This is a genomic window from Agrococcus sp. HG114 (assembly GCF_024723325.1).
Classification (GTDB): domain Bacteria; phylum Actinomycetota; class Actinomycetes; order Actinomycetales; family Microbacteriaceae; genus Agrococcus.
This window is the reverse complement of sequence record NZ_JANQCH010000007.1, coordinates 17,130-38,233: the sequence shown is the minus strand read 5'-3', so window position 1 is coordinate 38,233 and position 21,104 is coordinate 17,130. Positions and strand designations below refer to the sequence as shown.

General features: G+C 65.6%; 13 protein-coding genes, 1 tRNA gene and 1 pseudogene. 6 read left to right on the top strand and 9 right to left on the bottom strand.

The genetic code is table 11. The features are described from left to right. Positions 1–953, top strand: a 953-nt coding sequence (locus NWP09_RS01875; RefSeq protein WP_258273844.1) for a sorbosone dehydrogenase family protein, incomplete at its 5' end; no start/stop codon positions are given. Between the two features lie 17 nt (positions 954–970). Here the strand turns inward: NWP09_RS01875 and NWP09_RS01870 are convergent. Both NWP09_RS01870 and NWP09_RS01865 read right to left on the bottom strand, forming a co-directional pair. Beyond that, positions 971–2,191, bottom strand: coding sequence for a cysteine desulfurase-like protein (locus tag NWP09_RS01870; RefSeq protein ID WP_258273843.1), 1,221 nt, complete (start codon positions 2,189–2,191; stop codon positions 971–973). A gap of 150 nt (positions 2,192–2,341) precedes the next feature. Continuing rightward, a complete protein-coding gene (locus NWP09_RS01865; RefSeq protein WP_258273842.1) occupies positions 2,342–3,544 on the bottom strand; it encodes a hypothetical protein in 1,203 nt (400 codons plus the stop codon). A 205-nt stretch (positions 3,545–3,749) separates the two neighbouring features. On the opposite strand from NWP09_RS01865, the gene NWP09_RS01860 reads away from it, so the two are divergent. The 3 genes from NWP09_RS01860 to NWP09_RS01850 all read left to right on the top strand — a co-directional run bounded on the left by NWP09_RS01860 (position 3,750) and on the right by NWP09_RS01850 (position 4,961). After that, the gene (locus NWP09_RS01860; RefSeq protein ID WP_258273841.1) at positions 3,750–4,175 is read left to right on the top strand and encodes a DUF3054 domain-containing protein; all 426 of its coding nucleotides are present in this window, start codon (positions 3,750–3,752) and stop codon (positions 4,173–4,175) included. After that, complete coding sequence (locus NWP09_RS01855) at positions 4,172–4,426, top strand: glutaredoxin domain-containing protein (RefSeq protein WP_258273840.1); 255 nt, start codon at positions 4,172–4,174, stop codon at positions 4,424–4,426. The genes NWP09_RS01860 and NWP09_RS01855 overlap by 4 nt, the downstream gene beginning before the upstream one ends. Before the next feature lie 295 nt (positions 4,427–4,721). Beyond that, on the top strand, positions 4,722–4,961 hold the full coding sequence (locus NWP09_RS01850) for a hypothetical protein (protein ID WP_258273839.1): 240 nt from the start codon (positions 4,722–4,724) through the stop codon (positions 4,959–4,961). 21 nt (positions 4,962–4,982) lie between these two features. On the opposite strand, the gene NWP09_RS01845 is transcribed toward NWP09_RS01850, so the two are convergent. From NWP09_RS01845 to NWP09_RS01825, 5 genes are read right to left on the bottom strand one after another with little or no spacing between them, the layout of a single operon-like run. Continuing rightward, positions 4,983–7,823, bottom strand: coding sequence for a TrlF family AAA-like ATPase (locus tag NWP09_RS01845; protein ID WP_258273838.1), 2,841 nt, complete (start codon positions 7,821–7,823; stop codon positions 4,983–4,985). Between the two features lie 2 nt (positions 7,824–7,825). Beyond that, the gene (locus NWP09_RS01840) at positions 7,826–9,805 is read right to left on the bottom strand and encodes an AAA family ATPase (protein WP_258273837.1); all 1,980 of its coding nucleotides are present in this window, start codon (positions 9,803–9,805) and stop codon (positions 7,826–7,828) included. Continuing rightward, complete coding sequence (locus tag NWP09_RS01835) at positions 9,802–12,798, bottom strand: DEAD/DEAH box helicase family protein (protein WP_258273836.1); 2,997 nt, start codon at positions 12,796–12,798, stop codon at positions 9,802–9,804. Before NWP09_RS01835 ends, NWP09_RS01840 begins: the two co-directional genes overlap by 4 nt. Before the next feature lie 2 nt (positions 12,799–12,800). Continuing rightward, on the bottom strand, positions 12,801–14,630 hold the full coding sequence (locus NWP09_RS01830) for a site-specific DNA-methyltransferase (protein ID WP_258273835.1): 1,830 nt from the start codon (positions 14,628–14,630) through the stop codon (positions 12,801–12,803). Between the two features lie 60 nt (positions 14,631–14,690). After that, positions 14,691–17,585 (bottom strand): SNF2-related protein, encoded by a 2,895-nt coding sequence (locus NWP09_RS01825; RefSeq protein WP_258273834.1) that lies wholly within the window; start codon positions 17,583–17,585, stop codon positions 14,691–14,693. Positions 17,586–18,081: 496 nt separating this feature from the next. On the opposite strand from NWP09_RS01825, the pseudogene NWP09_RS01820 reads away from it, so the two are divergent. Both NWP09_RS01820 and NWP09_RS01815 read left to right on the top strand, forming a co-directional pair. Further along, a pseudogene (locus tag NWP09_RS01820) lies at positions 18,082–18,339 on the top strand (transposase); the annotation flags it as partial. Next, positions 18,336–19,208: an IS3 family transposase gene (locus NWP09_RS01815; protein WP_258273847.1), complete on the top strand. Its 873-nt coding sequence runs from the start codon at positions 18,336–18,338 to the stop codon at positions 19,206–19,208. The pseudogene NWP09_RS01820 and the gene NWP09_RS01815, both read left to right, overlap by 4 nt. 226 nt (positions 19,209–19,434) lie before the next feature. On the opposite strand, the gene NWP09_RS01810 is transcribed toward NWP09_RS01815, so the two are convergent. Both NWP09_RS01810 and NWP09_RS01805 read right to left on the bottom strand, forming a co-directional pair. Beyond that, a tRNA-Pro gene (locus NWP09_RS01810) sits at positions 19,435–19,508 on the bottom strand. Between the two features lie 73 nt (positions 19,509–19,581). After that, on the bottom strand, positions 19,582–21,066 hold the full coding sequence (locus NWP09_RS01805) for a S10 family peptidase (protein ID WP_258273833.1): 1,485 nt from the start codon (positions 21,064–21,066) through the stop codon (positions 19,582–19,584). Positions 21,067–21,104: the final 38 nt, after the last annotated feature.

The window sequence follows — 21,104 nt, the reverse complement described above, 5'->3', positions numbered from 1 at the left end:
CGCTCGAGGCGCCCGCGACGCTCGCGACGGGGCTGCGGGTGCCGTGGTCGATCGCGTTCCCCGACGACGGCGGCGCGCTCGTGAGCGAGCGCGACTCGGGAGCGATCGTCGAGGTGCTCCGCGACGGCAGCACGCGGCTCGTCGCGCGCATCGCCGGGATCGCGGCGCGCGGCGAGGGCGGCCTGCTGGGGATCGCCGTGCACGACGGGCACCTCTACTGGTGCGCGACGACCGACGGCGGCAACGTCGTGATGCGCGCGCCGCTGCGCGGCAGCCCCGGGGCTCGCGAGCTCGGGCAGCCCGAGCAGCTGCTCGGCGGCATCCCCGCCGCGCGCATCCACGACGGCGGCCGCATCGCGTTCGGCCCCGACGGCATGCTCTACATCACGACCGGCGACGCGGGCGCGCCCGCCCGCGCGCAGGCCCCCGCGAGCCTCGCCGGCAAGATCCTGCGGCTCGAGCCCGATGGCACCGTGCCGGCCGACAACCCCGATCCGCGCTCCCCCGTCTACTCCCTGGGGCACCGGAACCCGCAGGGCCTCGCGTGGGACGACGACGGCACTCTCTACGCGACCGAGTTCGGGCAGGACGCGTGGGACGAGCTCAACGTCATCGAGCCGGGCGCGAACTACGGCTGGCCGGAGGTCGAGGGGGCGGCGGGCGACGCGCGCTTCGTCGATCCCGTGCAGCAGTGGCGCCCGAGCGAGGCGAGCCCGAGCGGCATGGCCTTCGCCGACGGGGCGCTGTGGATCGCGAACCTGCGCGGCGAGTCGCTGCGGCGCGTGCCCGTCGACGACCTCGCGACCTCGACGGTGCACTGGCGGGGCGAATCGGGTCGGATGCGCGATGTCGCCGCGGCGCCGGACGGCGCGCTCTGGGCGCTCACCGGCAACACCGACGGGCGCGGCCGACCCGCCGAGGACGACGACCGCATCCTCGTGTTCGCACCCTAGCGCCGGCCGGCGCGCTCTCAGGCGAGCGCGGCGCTCAGGCCCTCGAGCAGCCGGTCGACGTCGTCGTCGCTGCTGTAGGGCGCGAGCCCCACGCGGAGCCCCGCGCTCGCGCCGACGCCGAGCGCGCGGAACGGCTCGTGCGCGTAGAATGTGCCGGCGGGCGCGAGCACCCCGCGCTCGGCGAGCGCCGCGCTGACCGCGAACGGGTCGTGGCCGGCGAAGGTCACGAAGAGCGTCGAGGTGCGCTCGGCGGCGACGGAGTGCAGCGTGAGCCGCGGCTCGAGCGAGCGCAGGTGCGCCTCGATCCGCTCGCGCAGGCGCAGCTCGTGCTGCTCGATGCGCGCGTTCGCGGCGACGATGCGCGCCCGCCGGTCGCCGCGCTCGCCGCCGAGCCCGGCGATGACGTCGACCGCCGCCGTGGCGCCCGCCATGAGCTCGTACGGCAGGGTGCCGAGCTCGAAGCGCTCGGGCACGGCATCGGTCGAGGGCAGGAGCTTGTCGGGCCGGATCGTCTCGAGCAGCTCGGGCGACGCGGCGAGCACCGCGCAGTGGGGGCCGAAGAACTTGTAGGGCGAGCAGACCAGCAGGTCGGCGCCGAGGGTGCCGAGGTCGATCGCGTCGTGCGCGGCGAGGTGCACGGCGTCGACGTGCACGAGCGCGCCGACCGCGTGGGCGCGCTCGGCGATGCGCGCGACGTCGGGCTTCGAGCCGAGCAGGTTGGATGCGCCGGTGACGGCGACGAGGCGGGTGCGGTCGGTCACGACCCGGTCGAGCTCGTCGAGCCGCAGCTGCGCGGTCGCCGGGTCGAGCCGCAGCCAGCGCACCGCCATCCCGACGCGGTCCGCGGCCTGGATCCACGGGCGCACGTTCGCGTCGTGGTCGAGCTGCGTCACGACGAGCTCGTCGCCCGGGCGCCACCGCTTCGCGAGCGCGCGCGAGAAGTCGTAGGTCAGCTGCGTGGCGCTGCGGCCGTAGACGATGCCGCGCGGGTCGGCGCCGAGGAAGTCGACGAACGCGGATCGGAACGCGGCCACGGCGTCGTCGGCGTTCCGCTCGCTCACGGCGCTGCGGCCGCGGTTCGAGAGCGGCCCGGTGAGGGTGCGCGCGATGGCCTCCCCCACGACGGCCGGCGTCTGCGTGCCGCCGGGGCCGTCGAAGTGCGCGATGCCGGAGGCGAGCGCGGGGAACCCGGCGCGAAGCGCGTCGACGTCGAGATCGGCCACTGCGGTGTGCTCCATGCTGCGAGTATGCCGGAGCACCGGGCCGGCGCCGTCGCACCCCGCTGGAGCAGGGCGACGGGCCGGAGTCGTCTCGGCTTCGAGCGGGGTGCCCCGCGAACGCCGACTGCCGCCTCCCGGAGGAGGCGGCAGTCAGCGGTCATCCGGACGTCAGCAGCCGCTTCCCCGCTGCTTCCCCGCTGCCGGCGTGATCGTGCACGTCTCACCCGTGCCGCGGGTGTCGGTCGTGACGATGGGCGCTCCCGGCGTCTCCGTCTCCACGACGAGCGGCTCGACGTCCTCGCTCGTCACGGTGATGACCGGCTCGGCCGGCACGGTCGCCGTCTCGACCTGCTGCCGCGTGTCGCCCTCGGTGACGGTGACGACCGGGGCGATCGGCGCGCAGGTCGTGTCCGACTCCTCGGGTCCCGGGCGCGTGCCGGTCGTCACGATCGGCGTGCCCGGGACGACGGCTTCCGTCACCACGGGGGTCCCGGGCGCCGTGGAGCTCGTGACCGTGGGGGTGCCGCTCGGGGTCGGCACATCCGTGCCGCGCGGGAAGCTGTAGGTCGTCGTCGTCGTGGTCGTCGTCCGCGTCGTCGGCTGCGTCGTCGTCGCGGTGCGCTCCGTCAGCTGAGTCGTCATGGTGGCGATCTGCGTCTGGTACGTGAGCGTCGTGCAGAGCTCGCGCTGCTGCGTGCTCGTGAAGACCTCGGTGAACGGCGTCGTCGTCGTGATGAGCGTCTCGCGCGGCTGCGTCGTCGTGGTGACCAGCTGCCGCGGCGTCGTCGTCGTGGTCACGATGGTGGTGGGCGTGGTGGTCGTGGTGAGGGCCGCGCGCTCGCACCGCTCGACGGGACGTGCGGCACGCTCGTGGTTCACGCGCTCGCAGTCGATCGTGGTGGGCGTCTGCACGCTGACCGGGGTGCCGAACTCGGTGCGCGTGGTGGACGTCGGCGTCCCGGCCACGATCACGCTCTCGCTGATCGGCTCGCCGGCATCGCGCTCCTCCTCCGTCACGACGGGAGTGCCGGCCCGCTCCGTGCCGACGACGACCGCGTCGCCGACGTTGCGCTCCTCCGTCGTGACAGCGGGATCGGGCTGCCGCGCGGGCAGGGACGTGTCGACCGTGACCGGATCCCCGACCGGGCGGTCGGCGCTGTAGACGGTGGTCGGCGTCCCGGCGGGGACGTCCGGCGCGACGACGACCGTGACCACCGTGCAGGTCTGGTTGGCGCCGTTGCCGCTGAGGGTGCCGCCGAGCGCGGCGCAGTTGGCCTCGCGCTCCGCGGGGCCGGCGAAGGCGGGGGCGACGGACGTGAGCGCGAGGGCCAGGCCCAGCGTCGTCGCGGCCGCCAAGGAGGAAAGACGCATCGTGACTCCATCTCGAAGAGGCACCCGCGAGTGCGGGTTGCCGCGACGGTAACGGCGATACGGAGAACTACGACCAAAGCGGAGGAGATCTTCGGCGCGCGAGGGATTCCTTGCGCTTGCACCGCCCTCAGCACGCCTCTCGATCCTGGGTGCAGCGCCGCCCCGCGGCTGCTCGACCTCGATCCGGGCCGACTACCGTCGAGGGGTGGCATCCCCATCGAAGGCCCGAGTGCGGCCGCGCTCCGCCGTCCCGCTCGCGCTCGACGCGGCACTCGTCGTGGCGTTCGCAGCAGTGGGGCGCGCCACCCACGACGAGGGCGGAGGCGTGCTCGGCGCTGCCGGGCTCGGGCTCGCGACGACCGCGTGGCCGTTCCTCGCGGCGCTCGCCCTCGGGTGGCTCATCTCGCGCGCGTGGCGAGCACCGACGGCTCCGCTCCGCACGGGGCTGCCCGTCTGGCTCGTGACGGCGGTGGGCGGGATGCTGCTGCGCGCGATCGCGGGGCAGGGCACGGCGGTGCCGTTCGTGGTCGTCGCATCGCTCACGCTCCTGCTGCTGCTCGTCGGCTGGCGAGCCATGGCCGCGGCCGCGCGGCGCGTGCGCGACCGGCGCTCACGTACGGTGGAGGGATGACCGACACGACGATCCGCATGTACGGAGCCGACTGGTGCCGCGACTGCCGGCGCACGAAGCAGCAGCTCGACGGCCTGGCCGTGGCCTACGACTACATCGACCTCGAGCAGGACGAGGCCGCCGCCCGCGAGGCCCAGCGCATCTCAGGCCGCATGCAGATCCCTGTCGTGGTCTTCCCCGACGGATCGCACCAGGTCGAGCCGACGAACGCCGAGGTCGAGGCGAAGCTCAAGGCGCTCGCGCTGCTCTGAGCGGCCGGAGAACGCCATCGGGCCCGGATCCAGAGGATCCGGGCCCGATGCGCTGGTTCCGACCATCGGTCGCCCTTATTGACCTCTGTTCCATACCCAACAGGGGTAGAAACCGAGAATCTGCGCCGGATCAGGGGTTCTCACGACAGCTCTCGAACGACAGGCGCGGAGACCTTGCCGGACGACGCTCAAACCTCTCGCACTGTCACGGCTCCTCGCCGCAAGTGGAAGCGCCTGAACAACGAAGCCCGCGCGCAGGTGGTCGCTCGGTACTCGGCAGGTCACGACGACAGCCTTGGCGAAGGACTACGCCGTCGCCAAGTCCACGATCATCGGCATCCTCCGCGCCAATAACGTCATCGTCCGTCGCCAGTCGATTACAGCAGACCAGGTGAGTGAAGCTGCCCGCCTATACGAATCCGGCCTCTCACTCTCGCAGGTCGCCGAAGCGCTCAAGGTGAACCAGGAAACCATGCGGGTGGCCATCATGAAGGTAGGGGTCGAGATCCGTCCAGCGACCGGGCGGCCTGAGTAACGTACTCTATCCGGCCGATCGTCAGAAGCCGTACTTCTCTTTGCGGAGGCGGAAGGCCCGCTCTCCACCCTCCATTACTGACGTAATCTCGTCGCGCACTGCGGCAACATCTATGGCGCCCTGCTCCTTGATGTGCCCCGCCGACTGGTCCCCCGCGGTCAGGTAGGCGCATACCAGCACCAAGTCGGCATCCCCGTTGACGACCAGGTTCGCGTTGTGGCTGGAGAAGATCAGTTGTCGCCGATTCTTAGATCGCCAGATCTTGGAGACGATCTGCTGCACGGTGTCACTATCGAGATCATCCTCCGGCTGATCGATGATCAGCGGTGTACCACTCTGAGAAAGCAGCGTGCCGAGCAGAGCGGAGGCCTGCTGTCCGGCTGAAGCAGAGTCGAACGGGATGTACTCGCTCTCCTTTGCCCGGTACTCGAACTCGGGGAAGTCGGACAACTCTGCGAGCGACAGATCGAGCCAGCCATCGGGCGTGAGCTTCGGGACGATTCTCTTCTGGTCGGCGACTGTGAGGCCTAGTCTGGTCAGCACCGGAGTTTGTTCCGAGCTGATATCGGCATCCGGTTCGAGTAGGGTTAGCGACTCGAGCTCTTCGAGCACAGTCTCCCAGGTCGCTGCGGAATCCGACTCCTTCGCGAGCTCTTCGAAGAAGGCGTCGACCTTGCTGGCCCGTACGTTTGAGCCCGCGATCAGCGCCTTGAACTTGATCTGCGCGCCATCGAATCCACGGTCCGTCGACAACGTCGCACGGATCATTCCGTCCGACGAGGCTGCGAGCGCTTCGCACTCAGCTCGCAGTGCGCTCGTCCGTTCTTTCCTTGCGGCGGTCAGCTCGGCGCGGAACTCCTTGTGCTTGTCGCCCGGCTTGCCGAGCGCGTCGCGATCGGTTCGCTGACGCTGCACAAGCTCGCGAGCCTTGCGTTGCTGCTCCTCTAGGCTGGCGAGTTCTGCCAGCTTGGCTTCGTGCGCCGAAGACCGTTCCTTCACGGCCCGATACGCCCCGTCGTATTCGGTCAGCTTGACCGACAGGGTTTCAGCGGTCGTAGCGACCGCGCCACCTTCCGCAGAGAGCGCATTGAAGTCAGTTTCCAGCCTACTGACCGCCGATCGCAGACCGACCAGTGCATCACGGGCCGTAGTAAGCAATGCGTTGGCTTCTGCAGTGAGGCTGGCTGGAGCGGAGGCTGGGAGTTCAAGATCCTCTAGCGATGAGTCCAGCGATTCAACCAGAGAAGCGAGATTCTCCTGTGTAACCTCGATGTGCCGGAGCCAGCGGGTCTGGGCTGAGCGCAAATCGTCATGCCCGGCCTTCCCGTCGAGGACTTTTCGATCCTCCTCAGAAATCCCCGCAAGGCCATCGCGCAGCGACTGCGCCTGTTCGGCCCACGACCGGATGCGCAAATCGCCACGCTCAATCTCGGCAGACAGGTTCCGATACCGCTGGAGGGTGCCGTAGTTCTCGCGAAGTCGGCCGGCCACTTCTTGTCGTTTGCGGTCGATCTCTTCGAGCTGCCGCTGGATCGGCGATGTGACGAATCGCAACAGTTCATCGACTCGTATGGAGACGCTACTCAGTTGCTTCTGACTGTATGCCTGGATTGGAAGGACACTCTGGATGGCGGCTTCAGTCACCTTCTCGAACTGACCGCCACCTACCTTGAGTTGAATCGTCCCGTCGCCAGCGTGTCTGCGCACAACGTGGGCGATCCCGTTGATTACGCAGTGCACTTCTACGTGCGCGTCGTAAGGCTTGAGCGTCGCGTCGATGAGTTTGCGCTGACGCACTCGGGGATCTGCAACCTCGTCATCCTCGGTTGCCCGAGCAGGCTGGTCGCACAAGGCCCAACGGAGGTAGTCAAGCACCGTCGATTTGCCGGTGCCTCGTCCACCTATGAGAGCTGTGTATTGCGGGTTGAGTGCGACGTCTACGCGACCCATGAACTTGCTGTTCGACACCACAACGCGCGAAACCCAGACGTTCGGTATCGCCGGAGAGCTGTGGGAGATTCGAGACTCCTGCGCCAGACATGCCTGACGGATTGCCTCAGCAGTTGGCTTCGCCCACTTCACCCATGTCGCGTGCTCACCAAGCGTGGAGAAGTCGGCTTTGCGCGCGTCGGAAGTCTGGAACAATGCAAGACGCTTCGATCCCCAGTTGCCGTCGCCGCCATCGAGAATCCGCTTCTCGCCGGCGTACTTCTGGCGGTCCAGCTCCGTGATGGGCTTGTCGAGGTATCCCCCGACAGCAACCATGTCCCGATACTTGGCCTGGAAGGATTCCCGCAACAGAGTCTTATGACCGTTCGGCGTGACGTTCGGAAGGAGGATATACCTCCCTCGGAGCCAATCATTCTTGTCAAGCTTCGCGTGGATGTCGTTGAGATCGCCTGAGTCCGGCAAGACCGTTGTCTGAGGGAGAACATCGAGGGCTGCATCAATTGGGTCAAAATGAAGGGCCTTCAAGACGTCATTGAGGCGGCCTTCTGGGAAGTCTGCGTCGAGAATGAGAATCGCCTGACACGGAACGCTCAACGTCAGCTCGAGCGCAGGAAACACTGTCAGTTGCTCGCGAACAGGCACCGGTGTGCCGTCCGCTAACCGCTCTGCGGCTGCAGCGCGCTTGATAAACGGGAAGAACGCGAAGTCGTGGTGATCAGAGATGGCAACCGCGTTGAGACCCTGCGAACGCGCAGCAGAAACGAATGTCGCAGCCCACGTGTCGCGCTCAGAAGCGGTGGGGCGATCCCCGTCCCACTGGGTGTCACGCGGGGTATGGACTTGGAAGTCAGCACGATAGAAGTGACCGCCATTGTCAGCCAACTCGATGGCTCTAGTGGACTCGTTTGCCATGACTATCGACTTGCCTTTCCTAGCTTCGCCAGACTCTCGTCGTTTTCTATCCCGAGCGCCCGCACCAGGTTCGCGTGGAGCGACACCAACACCGCCGACCCTTCAGCGCTCGGCGTTGATCGGTCATTCTCGACCAACCAATTCGCGACCGCCACCTTAGACGGAGCCTTTAGCCCGACGCTCTTGATCCAGTCGTACATCCACTTCGCAGCCGAAGCGCCCGTCTCTGCTGCGATCGGTGGCACTTCTGGAAGATCGCTCGCGGTGACTCCTGGATTGCACTCAGGAAGCAGCGCCGAGATCGCAGCCCTGTAGGCGTCTGGCTCGAGGGCGTTCTCGATCCCCGGCAATCCCAGCTCAGTGATCAGGCTCTCTGGCACGCTTGCATCTGTGAGGGCAGTCTTCAGCTTCACCCCGCCATCATCACCGTCGACGAGGTATGCGACATGGGCAGCCTCGAGGTCGAGTTTTGGCAGGAAGTCGTTCGGGACTTCGGACAGTCCTGGGGCCACTTGATAAGGCAGATCCGTCTGTCCAGTTGCGGAACGTATCAGCGTAGGTAGAAGGATCATCTCGGTGGCCCCCTCGGCCAGGACGACGTAGCGAGCGGGTGTGAAGGCAGCGGCCGCTGCACCCATAGCAAGCATCAGAGGCGAGTAGCCTGCTGCACCTTGCCAGAAGCTGTTCTTCACGTCGCTCACTTGGAAGTTGTCGTGACGCGGTACGACAACACGAATCCCAGTGCCAAGGTCGGGCGGAAGGCACGCAGGACTGTGGGTCGTGTAGATGACCTTGATCGCGTGCTCCTGCGTGACGAACATATTGACCAGATCCGCTTGCGCATCGATGTGGAGATGGTTCTCTGCCTCGTCGATGAGCAAGATCGGCGCACGCTCCGAACCATGAACCTTCAGGAAGGCGATCAGTGCGACGAACATTCGGAGGCCGGCACTGCGCTCGTCGAAGACTGTGATGTTGTCGCCGTCCTCCATGAGCTCGATGCGAAGCTGATCACCGTCAAGCTCAAAGTGGACAGCCAGCTTCGACTGTTTCCGCGCTTCGTCGAAGATGGCGTCCATCCGCCTGTTGGCCTGGACGATCGCCGTTCGTCGACGCGCAATGTCTCCTGTTCGAACGAACTGGAGAAGCTCTGCGAGGTCGAGTGACGCTGTGCCCGCAAGGTTCGCAAGCGCGACTGGGGTGTCGTTGATCAGCGCGTCGTCGAACGTGTACGCGGATTGAAATGAGCGATCGGCCTCGTCGAAGAGGATGAAGTCCGGCGTGCGCCTCCAGATGCGGTCGCGAGCGGCTGGAGCGGGGTCTTCTCGCTCAGACCACGCGATGATCGCATCGAAGGCCGCACGCAGCGACTCCGCATCGACGTCGTCAGCAAGCGTGACACCCCGGAGGGATTGCGCAGTCTGAACTGCTTCGGCAGGAAGATCACTTCCGACCTCCGCGACGGCAGCCTCGACAGCCTCGACCACGGAGCTGAGCTCCGCCCGGTAATCATGCGGATCGTCAGACCCCGGATCGGCATACGTAGTGTTCGGATCGATCCAGTCATCAAGGTCTTCTTTGACGGCTGCTGCCTTAAGAGTGTCGAGTGCATCTTGGAGTGGCCGCACGGACTTTCGAGGCGCTGGAAGCAGGTCGACGATGAGCTTGTCTCCGGAAGCGGAGCGTGCAACGTGGGCGCGAGTCGGCTGCTCGTGCAAGTCGAGATCCGCAAGGGCAGTGCAATCTTCCTCCTCCACGACGTAGTCGAAGGTCGTCACACGGGTCTGATCGGTTACTTCGGTAGCTCGCGAACGCTGAGGTACCGGCACGGCGGTCTCGCCATCGACGTGAGCGAGCGCCTTGAGCAGGGTGGTCTTGCCTGCCTCATTCGGCCCCACGATAGCGATGACCTTCGCATCCAAGTTGATCTTGGAATCGACGATCCGGCCGTAGCCCTGGACGTGAGCAGAGATGAGCCTCATAGCCTCCACGCCCCCGGTGCCGCCCGCGCGTAGTCGTCAATGCCGATGGCTTCGAAGTGGCGTTTGGCGGACTTGATCTTGGCGAGTTCTGTTGGGCGGAGCTTCGAGTCGTCGAGCGCGCTCTTCGTCTCGCGGATCATGTAGATCCGGTCTTCGCCGTCCTCCTGCTTGATGATCGCCCAGTCGGGGTTGTACGGGCCGACTGGGGTGTCGATCTTGAACTTCGCGGGCAGCTTCATGAACAGCTTGATGTCCTCGCGAGAGTCGAGCAGCTCCGCGAATTGGCGCTCGACATCGGAATCGAAGACGACGTAGTCGAAGTCGGTCTTCTGGGTGTGCTGCACCTTGTACATCTGGTCGAGGAAGCGCTCCTTCTCCTCCTCGCCGTCCCGCTGCAGCTCGCGAAGCTCGTAGACCGAGCCAGCGATCCGCTCGTATTGGATGCCCTCGACCACGATCTTTGCCAACTCGCTCTGCAGCGCGCGTTTGGTCATCGCGATGAAGTCGTTCGGGTTGCCGATGAACTCTCCCAGCCGCTCGCTGCCGATCAGGATGTCGACGATGGTCTTGCGAGTGAGGGAGGTCGCCTCCTGGAGTTCCGTGATGATGTCGGGCAGGTCGTAGCTGCCCTTGAGGTCGGCCGAGCGGGTGCCGAGTTCTTCACCCTTGGCTCCGCCTCTCAGCACCTTGACTCCGGCGCGGGTGACCTGGATACGCAGCGCGTCGATCTTCGGCGCTTCACGGATCGCCCGGATGGCGTTCTCGATCAGATCCTTACGCTCGACCTTGACGCGGTAGGTGGTCTTCTGGCTGATCGTCTCCCAGAACTCCTCAAACTCCGGTGTCGAGTAGAGCTGCTTGTTAAGCACGCGCGGCTGACGCTTGCTGACCGGCTTGACGTACTTGCCGATGTTTGCGCGTTCAACCAGCTCGATGATGATCGGCTCAGCCCAGACGAAGTCGACGGGCAGGCCGAGGTCGAAGCCGAGCTGGTTCGGCTGAAACTTCGAGGTGACCGCGCCGTCCTTGTCGAGGAAGCCCTTGTCCTTGAGGTGCTCCCACACGAGGACGGATCGCTGGTAGCCGAACTGGTCATCGGTGAGCGCACCGTTCTCGTCCTGCAGCGGGATCTTCGAGAACTCGGCCCGGCGCACCCGGCCGATCTCGACACCGGCGTCCTTGTACTCACGCTGGAGCGCGTCCGCGAACTTCGTGTACGACTCGTTCGCCACGACCGTCAGCGTCGCGACGCCCCGGTCAGCCACGCGGGTGTAGCCGTCAGCGGTCTTGGCGACGGGGAGGCGCAGTCCACGGCCGAGGGTCTGGCGCCGCTCGGTCTCGGCACCCATCTCGCGCAGGGTGCAGATCTGGAAGACGTTCGGGTTGTCCCAGCCCTCGCGCAGGGCAGAGTGGCTGAAGATGAAGCGCACGGGCTCGTTCTCGTCGAGCAGGCGTTCCTTCTGCTGCATGATCAGTTCGTAGGCGTCGTCATCGGCCTTGGTGGTGCCGGACGAGTCCTGGAAGGTGGTTGTCTTGCCGCGCTTGATCTGGGAGAAGTACGCCCGGCGAAGTTCGCTCGGCGCCTGCGGCAGCAGCTCCTGGTAGCGCGCAGACTTCGCGCGCTCCTCGACGAACACCTCGTCGAACCACTGCACGAAGTCGCCGCTCGCATCATCGTTGTTCGTGCCGTCGCCCAGGTAGCTGGCAACCTTGTCGACGAAGAAGAGGCTGAGCACCTTGATGCACTTGGCCCGGAGCATCGATTCCTTGCGCAGGTGCTCGCGAACGGTCTCACGGATCATCTCCTTGTAGATCGCGCCGGCCGAGGCACCGGTGCTCTCGCCCTCGTACAGGAACCCGTGGGTGGTGAGGTCGACGTAGGCGGGCTCGATGCTCATCTCGTTGATGCGCCAGCCCTCGTAGATCGGATTGTTCGTCAGGCGCGCATCCGACAGCTCCTGATGCTGCTTCGCACTCACAACCCGGCGCTCAAGCGAGCCATCGGCTTTGCGGCAGGAAAGCTCCAGCCGGGCCGACCACGACGGCTCACGCCGCACCTCAACCAGCTTGATATACGGCGTCGCGTCCGCGCCCTGCTGGGCCACCTCAGCCACGACGATCTGCTTCACCAAACCCAGATCGTGGGCGTCGACCGGGTCGAGCCGGTAGACGACGTTGCGCTGCTTCTTGTGCGTGGCGCTGTAGCGCAGGGTGAAGACCGGGGCGAGTTCACCGACCGCCGACTGCGACAGCTGCGACTCCATGTTCTGCGGCTCGTCCATGATGACAACGGGGTGAGTTGCCTTCAGATAGTCGATCGGGCGCAGGCCGTTCAGCTTGTCGCGCGTCTGGTGGATGATGCGCGTGTTCGCATTGCCACGGATCGAGTCGATCGTCATGATCAGGATCTGCACGTTGGTCGAGGTCGCGAACGACTGCACCTCCTCGGCGCTCTTGCCGCTATAGACGGAGGCATCGAAGGTGATGCCCTGCGGCTTATAGAGGGTCTCGAAGTGCTCACGCATGAGCCGGATGCTCGTGCTGACACCCTCGCGAATCGCGACGCTCGGCACGAGGATCACGAACTTCGTGAAGTTGTACCGCACGGCCAGATCGAAGATCGTGCGCAGGTAGACGTAGGTCTTACCCGTACCGGTCTCCATCTCGATATCGAAGTCGAGCGCGTCGCCCGCAAGCGCCGACGCAACCTCAAGGCCGTTGCGATCCTGCACACGCTGCAGGTTCGCGAGGATCAGGTCACGATCGAGCACCAGGCTGTTGCCGACTGCGCCGACCTCCTGCGTCAGGTCGATGTCAAGCACCGACTGATCTGAGTCGGGCAGCGCCGCCGCACCACGCAGGGTCGTGACCAGCTTCTCCGCATCCTTCGGCTGCCCGTCGACCAGGTCAACCACGGACGCGATCGCATCCAGCTGATACGGCTGACTGGCGTCGAACTGGAATCCTGAACCGCTCGCTGTGCCGTTTTTCATACTCAGGCCGCCCAGAGCTCAATGCCCTTGCTCTTTGCGAGCTGGGCCAGGTTGGTCTTGAGTTCGTCATCGCCCTGGAACGCGTCCTCGAGCACGATGATCCGCGTCGGAGACTCGTCAACGAGTGCACGAAGCTGCTCGAGCGTCGGCTTGACGTGCTCGTTCAGGTACGCCAAGACAGCGATGTCACCGTCGCGATCCCGCACAAGCCGAATGTCAAGGCCATCAATCTCGGCAGGCGAAACCGCCTCGGTCAGCGAGTAACCCTGCTTCAGCAGGATCTCAGTGAGCAGGTCATCGGCAGTCGCGTCGTCTGTAGCACTGTCACGCAGGCTGAGCAGGTGCTCCTGCAGTGCGTCCTCCTCAACATCACTCGAAACGCGCCACTTGGCGAAGTTTGTGTCCGAGAGTTTGTAGGAGCGGAAGCCGCAGTCCACCGACTGAGCCGTGACCTCGGCTTTGATCTGATCGCCCGCGAGGTCCAGGCGCCTTCGAGCCACATCTGAAATTGTTGCGAAACCTGCTTTGCGTGCTTCAGAAGTCTCGGGGGTGGGCTCTGGAAGTTGCACAAGAACGAACCGTCTGGAACCGCCGTCGAGCGCATTCTGCTTCATTACAGCGTGGCCAGTCGATCCTGATCCCGCGAAGAAGTCCAGAACCAAGGAGTCCTTGTCCGAAAACTGGGTGAGCATACGACCGATCAAACTGATCGGCTTCGGGCTATCGAAATAGGCACCGCCCATGAGTGACTTCAATGCCGAGGTGGCGCTGGACGTATATCCGGCATCGTCCCACCATGTGGTGTCGGTCTTCCGACTCGCCTCCGCCTTCTCTCGATAGTATTTTCGCTGAAGCGTGTTGCCTCGCTTGACTATCTCGCCTGCGTCGTAGAGTTCTTGCATAGTTTCGCGCGAGTATCGGAAGTATCCCTCGACTCCCAAGAACTCATAGTATGGGTTCCCTTTTCGAGCCCCACCCGGCCCATCGACCGGAACTAATTTGTAGGCACCACGCTCGTCCGATGTCTCGAATCCAGACAAGTCTGGATCGAGTCCAATCGACGTGCGATTTGAATAGATATCCTCAAAACGGCGCGCGTAAACGAAAATCGTATTGTGGTTTGGAGAGATGATCTTGTCATTCGAAACGGATCCGCGCGACTTGTGGTTGATAGCAGCAACGAAGTTTCCCTCACCGAAAACCTCATCCAATAGTCTGCGCAAGTGCGCCGCTTCATTGTCATCTATCGAAACGAAGATTACCCCGTCATCGGCGAGCAGGTTGCGCGCGAGCTTGAGGCGCGGATACATCATGTTGAGCCAGTTGGAGTGATAGCGGCCTTCGGTCTCGGCGTTCGTCGTGACCTTCTTGCCCTCCTCGTTGACCTGGCGCGTCCACTCGAGGTAGGTGTCGAGGCCCTCCTTGTAGTTGTCCGGGTAGACGAAGTCTTTGCCGGTGTTGTACGGAGGGTCGATGTAGATCATCTTGATCTTCGCGTGGTAGTGCTTCTGCAGGATCTTGAGCACTTCAAGGTTGTCGCCCTCGATGAAGACGTTCTGCGTCGTGTCCCAGTCCTTCGAGTTCTCGAAGTCGGGCTTCAGCGTTGCTGTGGTCGGCTCCTGCGCCGCACGGAGGGCTCGCTTCTTGCCGGGCCAGAAGAGTCCGAACCGTTCGCTGCTGTCGGCCACGTCACCGTCGAGCAGTTCCTCGAGCTTCTCGACATCCACCTTGCCGTCGGCGATGGCCTCGGGAATCAGATCGGCAAGCTGCGCTGCCAGCTCGGTCTGGAAGTTCGGTGTAGTGGATGGTGTTTCGTAGATCTCGTCAGTCATTCGGGTGATTCTCTCTCATGATTTTAACAATTTGCGTCGGGTTTGTGAAAGACCCGTGGTCTATGTGGCTATGCGCCAGCGAATTGTGAACAGATGCTCGATATCCTGGGTTCCCTGGAGCGACTGCTCGATCAGCTCGAGGTACTTATCGGCCTCGGCCCGGAGTTTCTTGCGTGTGTCTCGGAAGTGCTCGTCGGCCTCCTCGGCACGCTGCTCCCACTTGCGGGCCTCCTTCTTGAGCCGCAGTTGCTCCATCGGATCGTCGGCCTGCCGGGCGAGCTTGCGGGCTTCCTTCTCCTTGGCGCGGTACTCGCGGATCTTGCCCTCGTGCTCGGCCTTACGATCCTGCTGGTTGCGGTAGAGGAGTTCCTCCTGCTGGTCGTAGTAGCGAGAGTTACGGCCCTGGACTTCCTTCTCCAACTCAGCCCGTCGAGTGTCCAGATGCGGCGTGAAGCCGCCCTCATCGATCGCCACCGGCCGTGTCCCAACGACGATGCAGGCGAGGTCAAGGATGTCTGCGACGTACTCTTCATCAAGCCACCGGCCGTCATCGGTCATGGCGCCGGCGAGCATGTAGGACTCGGAGACGTCCTCGTCGCGCGCCCTCATCCGGAAGGTCGCAACGCTGACGGTGAGTTCGCCGCCGGTGCCCTCCAGCGCACGAATCGCGCTGCTCACACGCTCCGACTGGCCGAGCGAGAACGTCAGCTCGCGTGCGGGGGTGTCGTGAGTCTTCGAGGTCTCGACGACGTGCTGAGCGAGGGGGCTTGCGTAGCGGTACTGGTGGGCGTTCTCCAGCAGCTGGGACTTGAAGAAGTAGCGCCCGGTCGGCGCGTCCTTCACGGGCGACTGGTTCAACACGAAGGTGCGCCCGTCGCCCTCGAAGGTGGCGTGCTGGTCGAGTTCGTGCCGGGTTACCGCGAGCAGCAGGCGCTCGAACTTGTTGAGCACCTCGCCGGACTGCGTGTCATAGGCCTTGAGGCGATCCTGGACGTGGGGGTCGAGGTTGTCGAAGACCTTCGCCTTTGCGCTGGCCATCTCGCGCGAGATCTCGCCCGCGTACTGCGCCTCCAGCTCCCTGAACGCAGAGTCCAGCTCGTCGGCGGTTCTGCAGCGGGTGAGGATGTCGCTGATCGTCTTCTCGAAGTCCAGTCCGTCCTCGATCGCGCCGAGCACCTCGTCGCTTGCGCCAAAGACGCTGGAGAACAGTTGGAACTTGTTCGTCAGCAGCTCCAGGATGCGCTGCTCGGCGATGTTGCCCTTGTTCGAGAAGTTCACGACGACGACGTTGTGCTTCTGCCCGAAGCGGTGCACACGGCCGATGCGCTGCTCAACCCGCTGCGGGTTCCAGGGCAGGTCGTAGTTGACGAGCATCGAGCAGAACTGCAGGTTGATGCCCTCTGCCGCAGCCTCGGTCGCGATCATGATCTTGCCCTCGGTGCGGAAGTAGTCCACGAGCGCTTTGCGCCGATCCACAGCAGCAATGCCGGTGATCAGGTCGCCGTCTCTGTTCTTCTCCAACCACGCCTGGTAGATCGCGGTCTGCTCCGGCCCGTTGTTCGCCCCGTTGAAAAGAACGAGGCCCTCGCCGCGACCAGCCTCCCGCAGTGAGCGCGCGATGTACTCCTGCGTCTTCGTCGAGTCCGTGAAGATGATGGCTTTCTCGGGAGCGCCCAGCTCGCGCAGGCGCTCGAAGCCGAGGTCGAGCGCCTCTCCGAGCTTGACCGCCTTCTGGTTCTCGGTGATCGAACGAGCCAGAGCCGCGTACTCGCGCAGCTCCGCAACCTCGGCAGGCATCGCCTCCAGCAACGACTCGTCCAGCGGCACAGAGGAGCGGGCTTCCGTGCGTCCGCTGATCTCTTCGGCCTCCTCCAGCTCCTCGCTGGTGATCTCGTCGTCGACGGCAAAGTCTGCTGCGACCAGACCACCGCGGCCGTCGCGACGCTGCCCGGCTGCAACCTCATCGGCCAGACGGTTGGCGATATTCTCCAGCGTGCTCGCGACCGCGTAGGTCGACGAACCGAGACGCTTGCGGATGATCAGGGCAGAGAGGTGACGCTGACTCCCGGCGAAGGCGAACAGCTCGTCGCGCTGCAGGTAGTCGTTCACCAGGTCGTAGAGCCGCGCCTCGTCGGGCGACGGGGTGAACTCAACCGTCAGCGGCAGGCGCTTGGTGAAGTGGATGTACTTGTCGGCATCGCGCCGCAGCGTGCGCTTCGAGACGGTGGCGACACGCTCCACCAGGTCGTCGTCACCGCCGAGGTCTCGATTCTTGACGTACCGCTCCCGGAAGGCATCGAGCGAGTAGAAGTAGCCAGGGTCGAAGATCGACACCAGCCCATACAGCTCCTCGAGCTTGTTCTGCAGTGGCGTGGCGGTCAGCAGGACGGTCTTGTGTGCACCGCCAACGATATGCGCGACTGCCTCGGCCGCCTTTGTCTTGCCTGTCCAGTAATTGCGCAGTCGGTGTGCCTCGTCCGCAACCACCAGATCCCACGCCTTGAGCAGTGAGGTCTCGTGCCGCAGCGCGAACTCATAGGAGCAGATCAGCACCTGCGCCGAACGACCACCCGCAGCATCAAGCAGCGAGTCCTTCGACTTTGGGTCGAGGATGGCGGACGGGATCAGGAACTTCTCGTGGAGTTCCTGCTGCCACTGCTGCCGAAGGCTCGACGGGGCAACGATCAGAATGCTGCGGCGGCGTTCCGCCCAGTACTGCGAAATGACGATGCCCGCCTCAATCGTCTTACCGAGGCCGACCTCATCAGCGAGGATCACGCCCGGCAGGAACGGTGTCTGCAGCGCGAACAGGGCGGCGTCGATCTGGTGCGGCTTCGGCTCCACTTGGGCGTCAAACAGCAGGCCGGCGAGCTTGCCGACGTGATCGTTCGCGTAGCTACGCTGCAGCTCGTGCGCGTAGTACTTCGCCTGGTAGTCGGTGAGTGGGGAGGTCATCGGCGTCCCCTCTGAACAGAGCAACGCGAGCGCAACGAAGCCGCGGCGGCCTGGTGGCCGTCGCGGCGGGGTGATCGTGCCGCTCTTCGTCTCATCGGGTGCTGGCGCTCCTTTGCGCCGACGGCGCGATTAAGTTCTATTCATGGCTGTCTTTAGGGTACCGGCGACCTCGGACACCGCCCAGGCGACGCGCTTGTGAGGTAGCCAGACGGACGTCGCAGGTGGGAGCTGAGCCGCTCAACCAGACCCTGCGATCTCCCCTCGATTGTCTCACGATCAGCATGTTTCGTGAAGGTCTGGCGTCATGCGCGCGCAAGCATATGAATAAGGCGGCATCCTCCCGAGCGAGAGCACGTAGCTCTCAAAGCTCGGTCGGATGCCGCCAGGTGCACGACTGCTGGTCAGTCGACTGGGGGCGGAGCCTGCCCCGCTTTCGCGGACACCTGAGCTGAGGCGATGATCGTCTCGGGAGGGAGCACCGAAGTCGCCGGAGTTCCGGCGGAGAGCGTTGGATCTGGTCGCGCAGGGTGAGCCGGTCGCCGCGACCGCGAGGAATCTCGGGATCAGCGAGTCGTGCCTGCGCCGGTGGATGGCGCAGGACGACGTCGACGCGGGCCGAGCAGACGGGCTGACGTCAGTCGAGAAGCGCGAGCTGATCGAGCTGCGGCGGAAGAACCGGGTGCTCGAGATGGAGAACGAGATCCTCAAGCGCGCCAGCGCCTACTTCGCGAGGGAGAACGTCCTCCCAAAATAAGCTTCCGGCTCGTCCACGAGCTGCGCCGTGACGGGTTCCCCGTCGCGGTGACGTGCCGGGTGCTGAGGGTCTCCACGTCCGGCTACTACGACTGGCTCGCCAGGCCGGCGTCGGCCAGGGCGGTCGCCGATGCCGAGCTGCTGGGCGCGATCCGCCGCGCGCACCTCGACTCGCGCGGCACCTACGGGGCGCCGCGCGTGCACGCGGAGCTGCGGCTCGGGCTCGGCATCCGCGTCGGGCGGAAGCGCATCGCGCGGCTGATGCGCGGCGATGGGCTGGCGGGCGTCTGCCATCGACGGAAGCGGCGGGGATGGCGGCCGGCACCGGCGACGCACGAGGATCTCGTGCGCCGCCGGTTCGTCGCCGACCGGCCGGACCGGGTCTGGTTCACCGACATCACGCAGCATCGCGCCGCGGACGGCTGGGTCTACTGCGCCGCGGTCGTCGGCGCGTTCAGCCGCCGCGTCGTCGGCTGGTCGATCTCCGATCGCATACGCACCGAGCTGGTCGTCGACGCGCTCGAGATGGCCCGCTGGCAGCGCAAGCCCATCGGCACGATCGTCCACTCCGACCGCGGCAGCCAATACACGTCCTGGGTCTTCGGCCACCGCCTCCGCCAAGCCGGGCTGCTCGGATCGATGGGCCGCGTCGCGTCCAGCGTCGACAACGCACTCATCGAGTCGTTCTGGTCGACCATGCAGCGCGAGCTTCTCGACCGCCGCACCTGGCGGTCACGCACCGAGCTCGCGTCCGCGATCTTCGAATGGATCGAGGGCTACTACAACCCTCGCCGCCGCCACACCAGCCTCGGCAACCTCGCCCCGGCCGAGTTCGAAGCCCTTCACACGACCACCCTCGCCGCGGCATGATCACCTCAGAGAACGTGTCCGGAAAACCGGGGCAGGCTCCAGCCGCGCCGACACCGGCGAGGTCATCGCCGAGCACCACATCGACCCCGAACGCGACTACCAGCGACCCACCACGCGCCTGATCATTGACCCGATGAGTCGCGACATCCACGACAACCCGCACGAACCTACAGAAAAGCCCTGAGCCGCGACACCGTGTCAACGATGTCGCGACTCAGGACATCTGTCGGGCTGACAGGATTTGAACCTGCGACCCCTTGACCCCCAGTCAAGTGCGCTACCAAGCTGCGCCACAGCCCGTCGATCTGCGAGATCGAGCCGCCCGAAGGCAACTGCAACAGACTAGCGCATCCCGCGCATCCGTCGCGCCTCGTCAGCGACCTGATCGCCGCCGCACGAAGTCGGCGAGGTCCGCTGCCTGGGCCACGCGGGACGGCTCGTGCACGTACATCATGTGGCCGGCCTCGTAGTAGCGGTGCTCGAGGTTCGCGCGCAGCGGCTCCGGGATCCGCAGGTGCGCGACGGAGTCCTCCGCCGCCGAGAACGGCGTCGCGCCGTCGAACCAGCCGTAGGCGAAGTGCACGGCGAGGTGCGGGTTCTGCCGCATGGCGCGCGAGAGGCGATCGATGACGTAGACCGGCGCGTTCTCGAACTCCTTGTAGCTCCAGTGCTCGATGACGTCCTTGCCGAACACGTGGTACGGGCCCGTGTCGCGGACGTCGAGCTCGTGGTGCAGGTAGTGCTGGTACGCCGCCGCGTAGGGGCCGAGGATCGCATCCATCGACGGGTCGGCGTCCATGTGCTCCGCGATGCCGCTCGCGGCGGGCCCGGTGAAGCGCGAGTCGAGCCGGCCCACGGTGAGCCCGCGGTCCCGCAGCAGCTCGCCGAAGTAGCGCCAGTGCTCGATGCGGAGATCGGCGCGGTCGACGTAGTCCGTCGAGAGCCCGGTGAGGCGCGCGAGGCGGGCGACCGCTGCCGATCGCTCCTCCTCCGTCAGCCGAGCCCCGCGCGAGAGGACGTACGGGTAGTCGCGCGCGGCGTACTCGTGCGCCTCGGCGACGACCTCCTCGAGCGAGCGGCCCTCGTGGAAGCCGTGCTGCCAGGCGGTCGCGGCGTAGAACGGCAGGTAGAGCGCATGGGCGCGGTCGCCGCCGCGCTCGAAGTTCGCGGTCGAGAAGTCGAGCACGCTCGAGATGAGCAGGAGCCCGTTGAGGTACATGCCGAGCTCGCCCTGCAGGTGCTGCGCGAGCCCGGCTGCGCGCGTCGTGCCGTACGACTCCCCCGCGAGGAACTTCGGGCTCAGCCAGCGGCCCTCGGCCGTCACCCACTGGCGGATGATCTCGGCCACCGATTCGATGTCGGCGGTGAAGCCGTGGAAGTCCTTCGCCTTCTGCCCCTCGGCGGGCCGCGAGCGGCCAGTCGAGACCGGGTCGATGAAGACGAGGTCGGAGACGGCGAGCAGCGTCTCGCGGTTGTCGGCGATCCCGTAGGGCGGTGCCGCGAGGGCTCCCGCGTCGCCCATCACGACGCGGCGGGGGCCGAGGAGCCCCATGTGCAGCCACACGCTCGCCGAGCCCGGTCCCCCGTTGAACGCGAAGGTCACGGGGCGCTCGGTCGGGTCCGCGTCGTCGAGCGTGTACGCGGTGACCGCGACCTGCGCGCGAGCGCGGCGGCCGCGGAACACGTCGTCCTCGACGTGCTCGTCCCAGAGCACCACGCGGCCCGACCGCGCGGTGTACGCGAGCGTCCCGTCGTCGGTCTCCAGGGCGTGCCGCGTGGTGACGACCTCGTCGATGGGCGGCGGCGGATCGTGCCGGTTGCGGTCGGCGGGGTCGGCGGGCTTGGCGTCGTCGCTCACCCGATCGAGCGTAGGCGATCGCGCAGCGCCCGCCATGC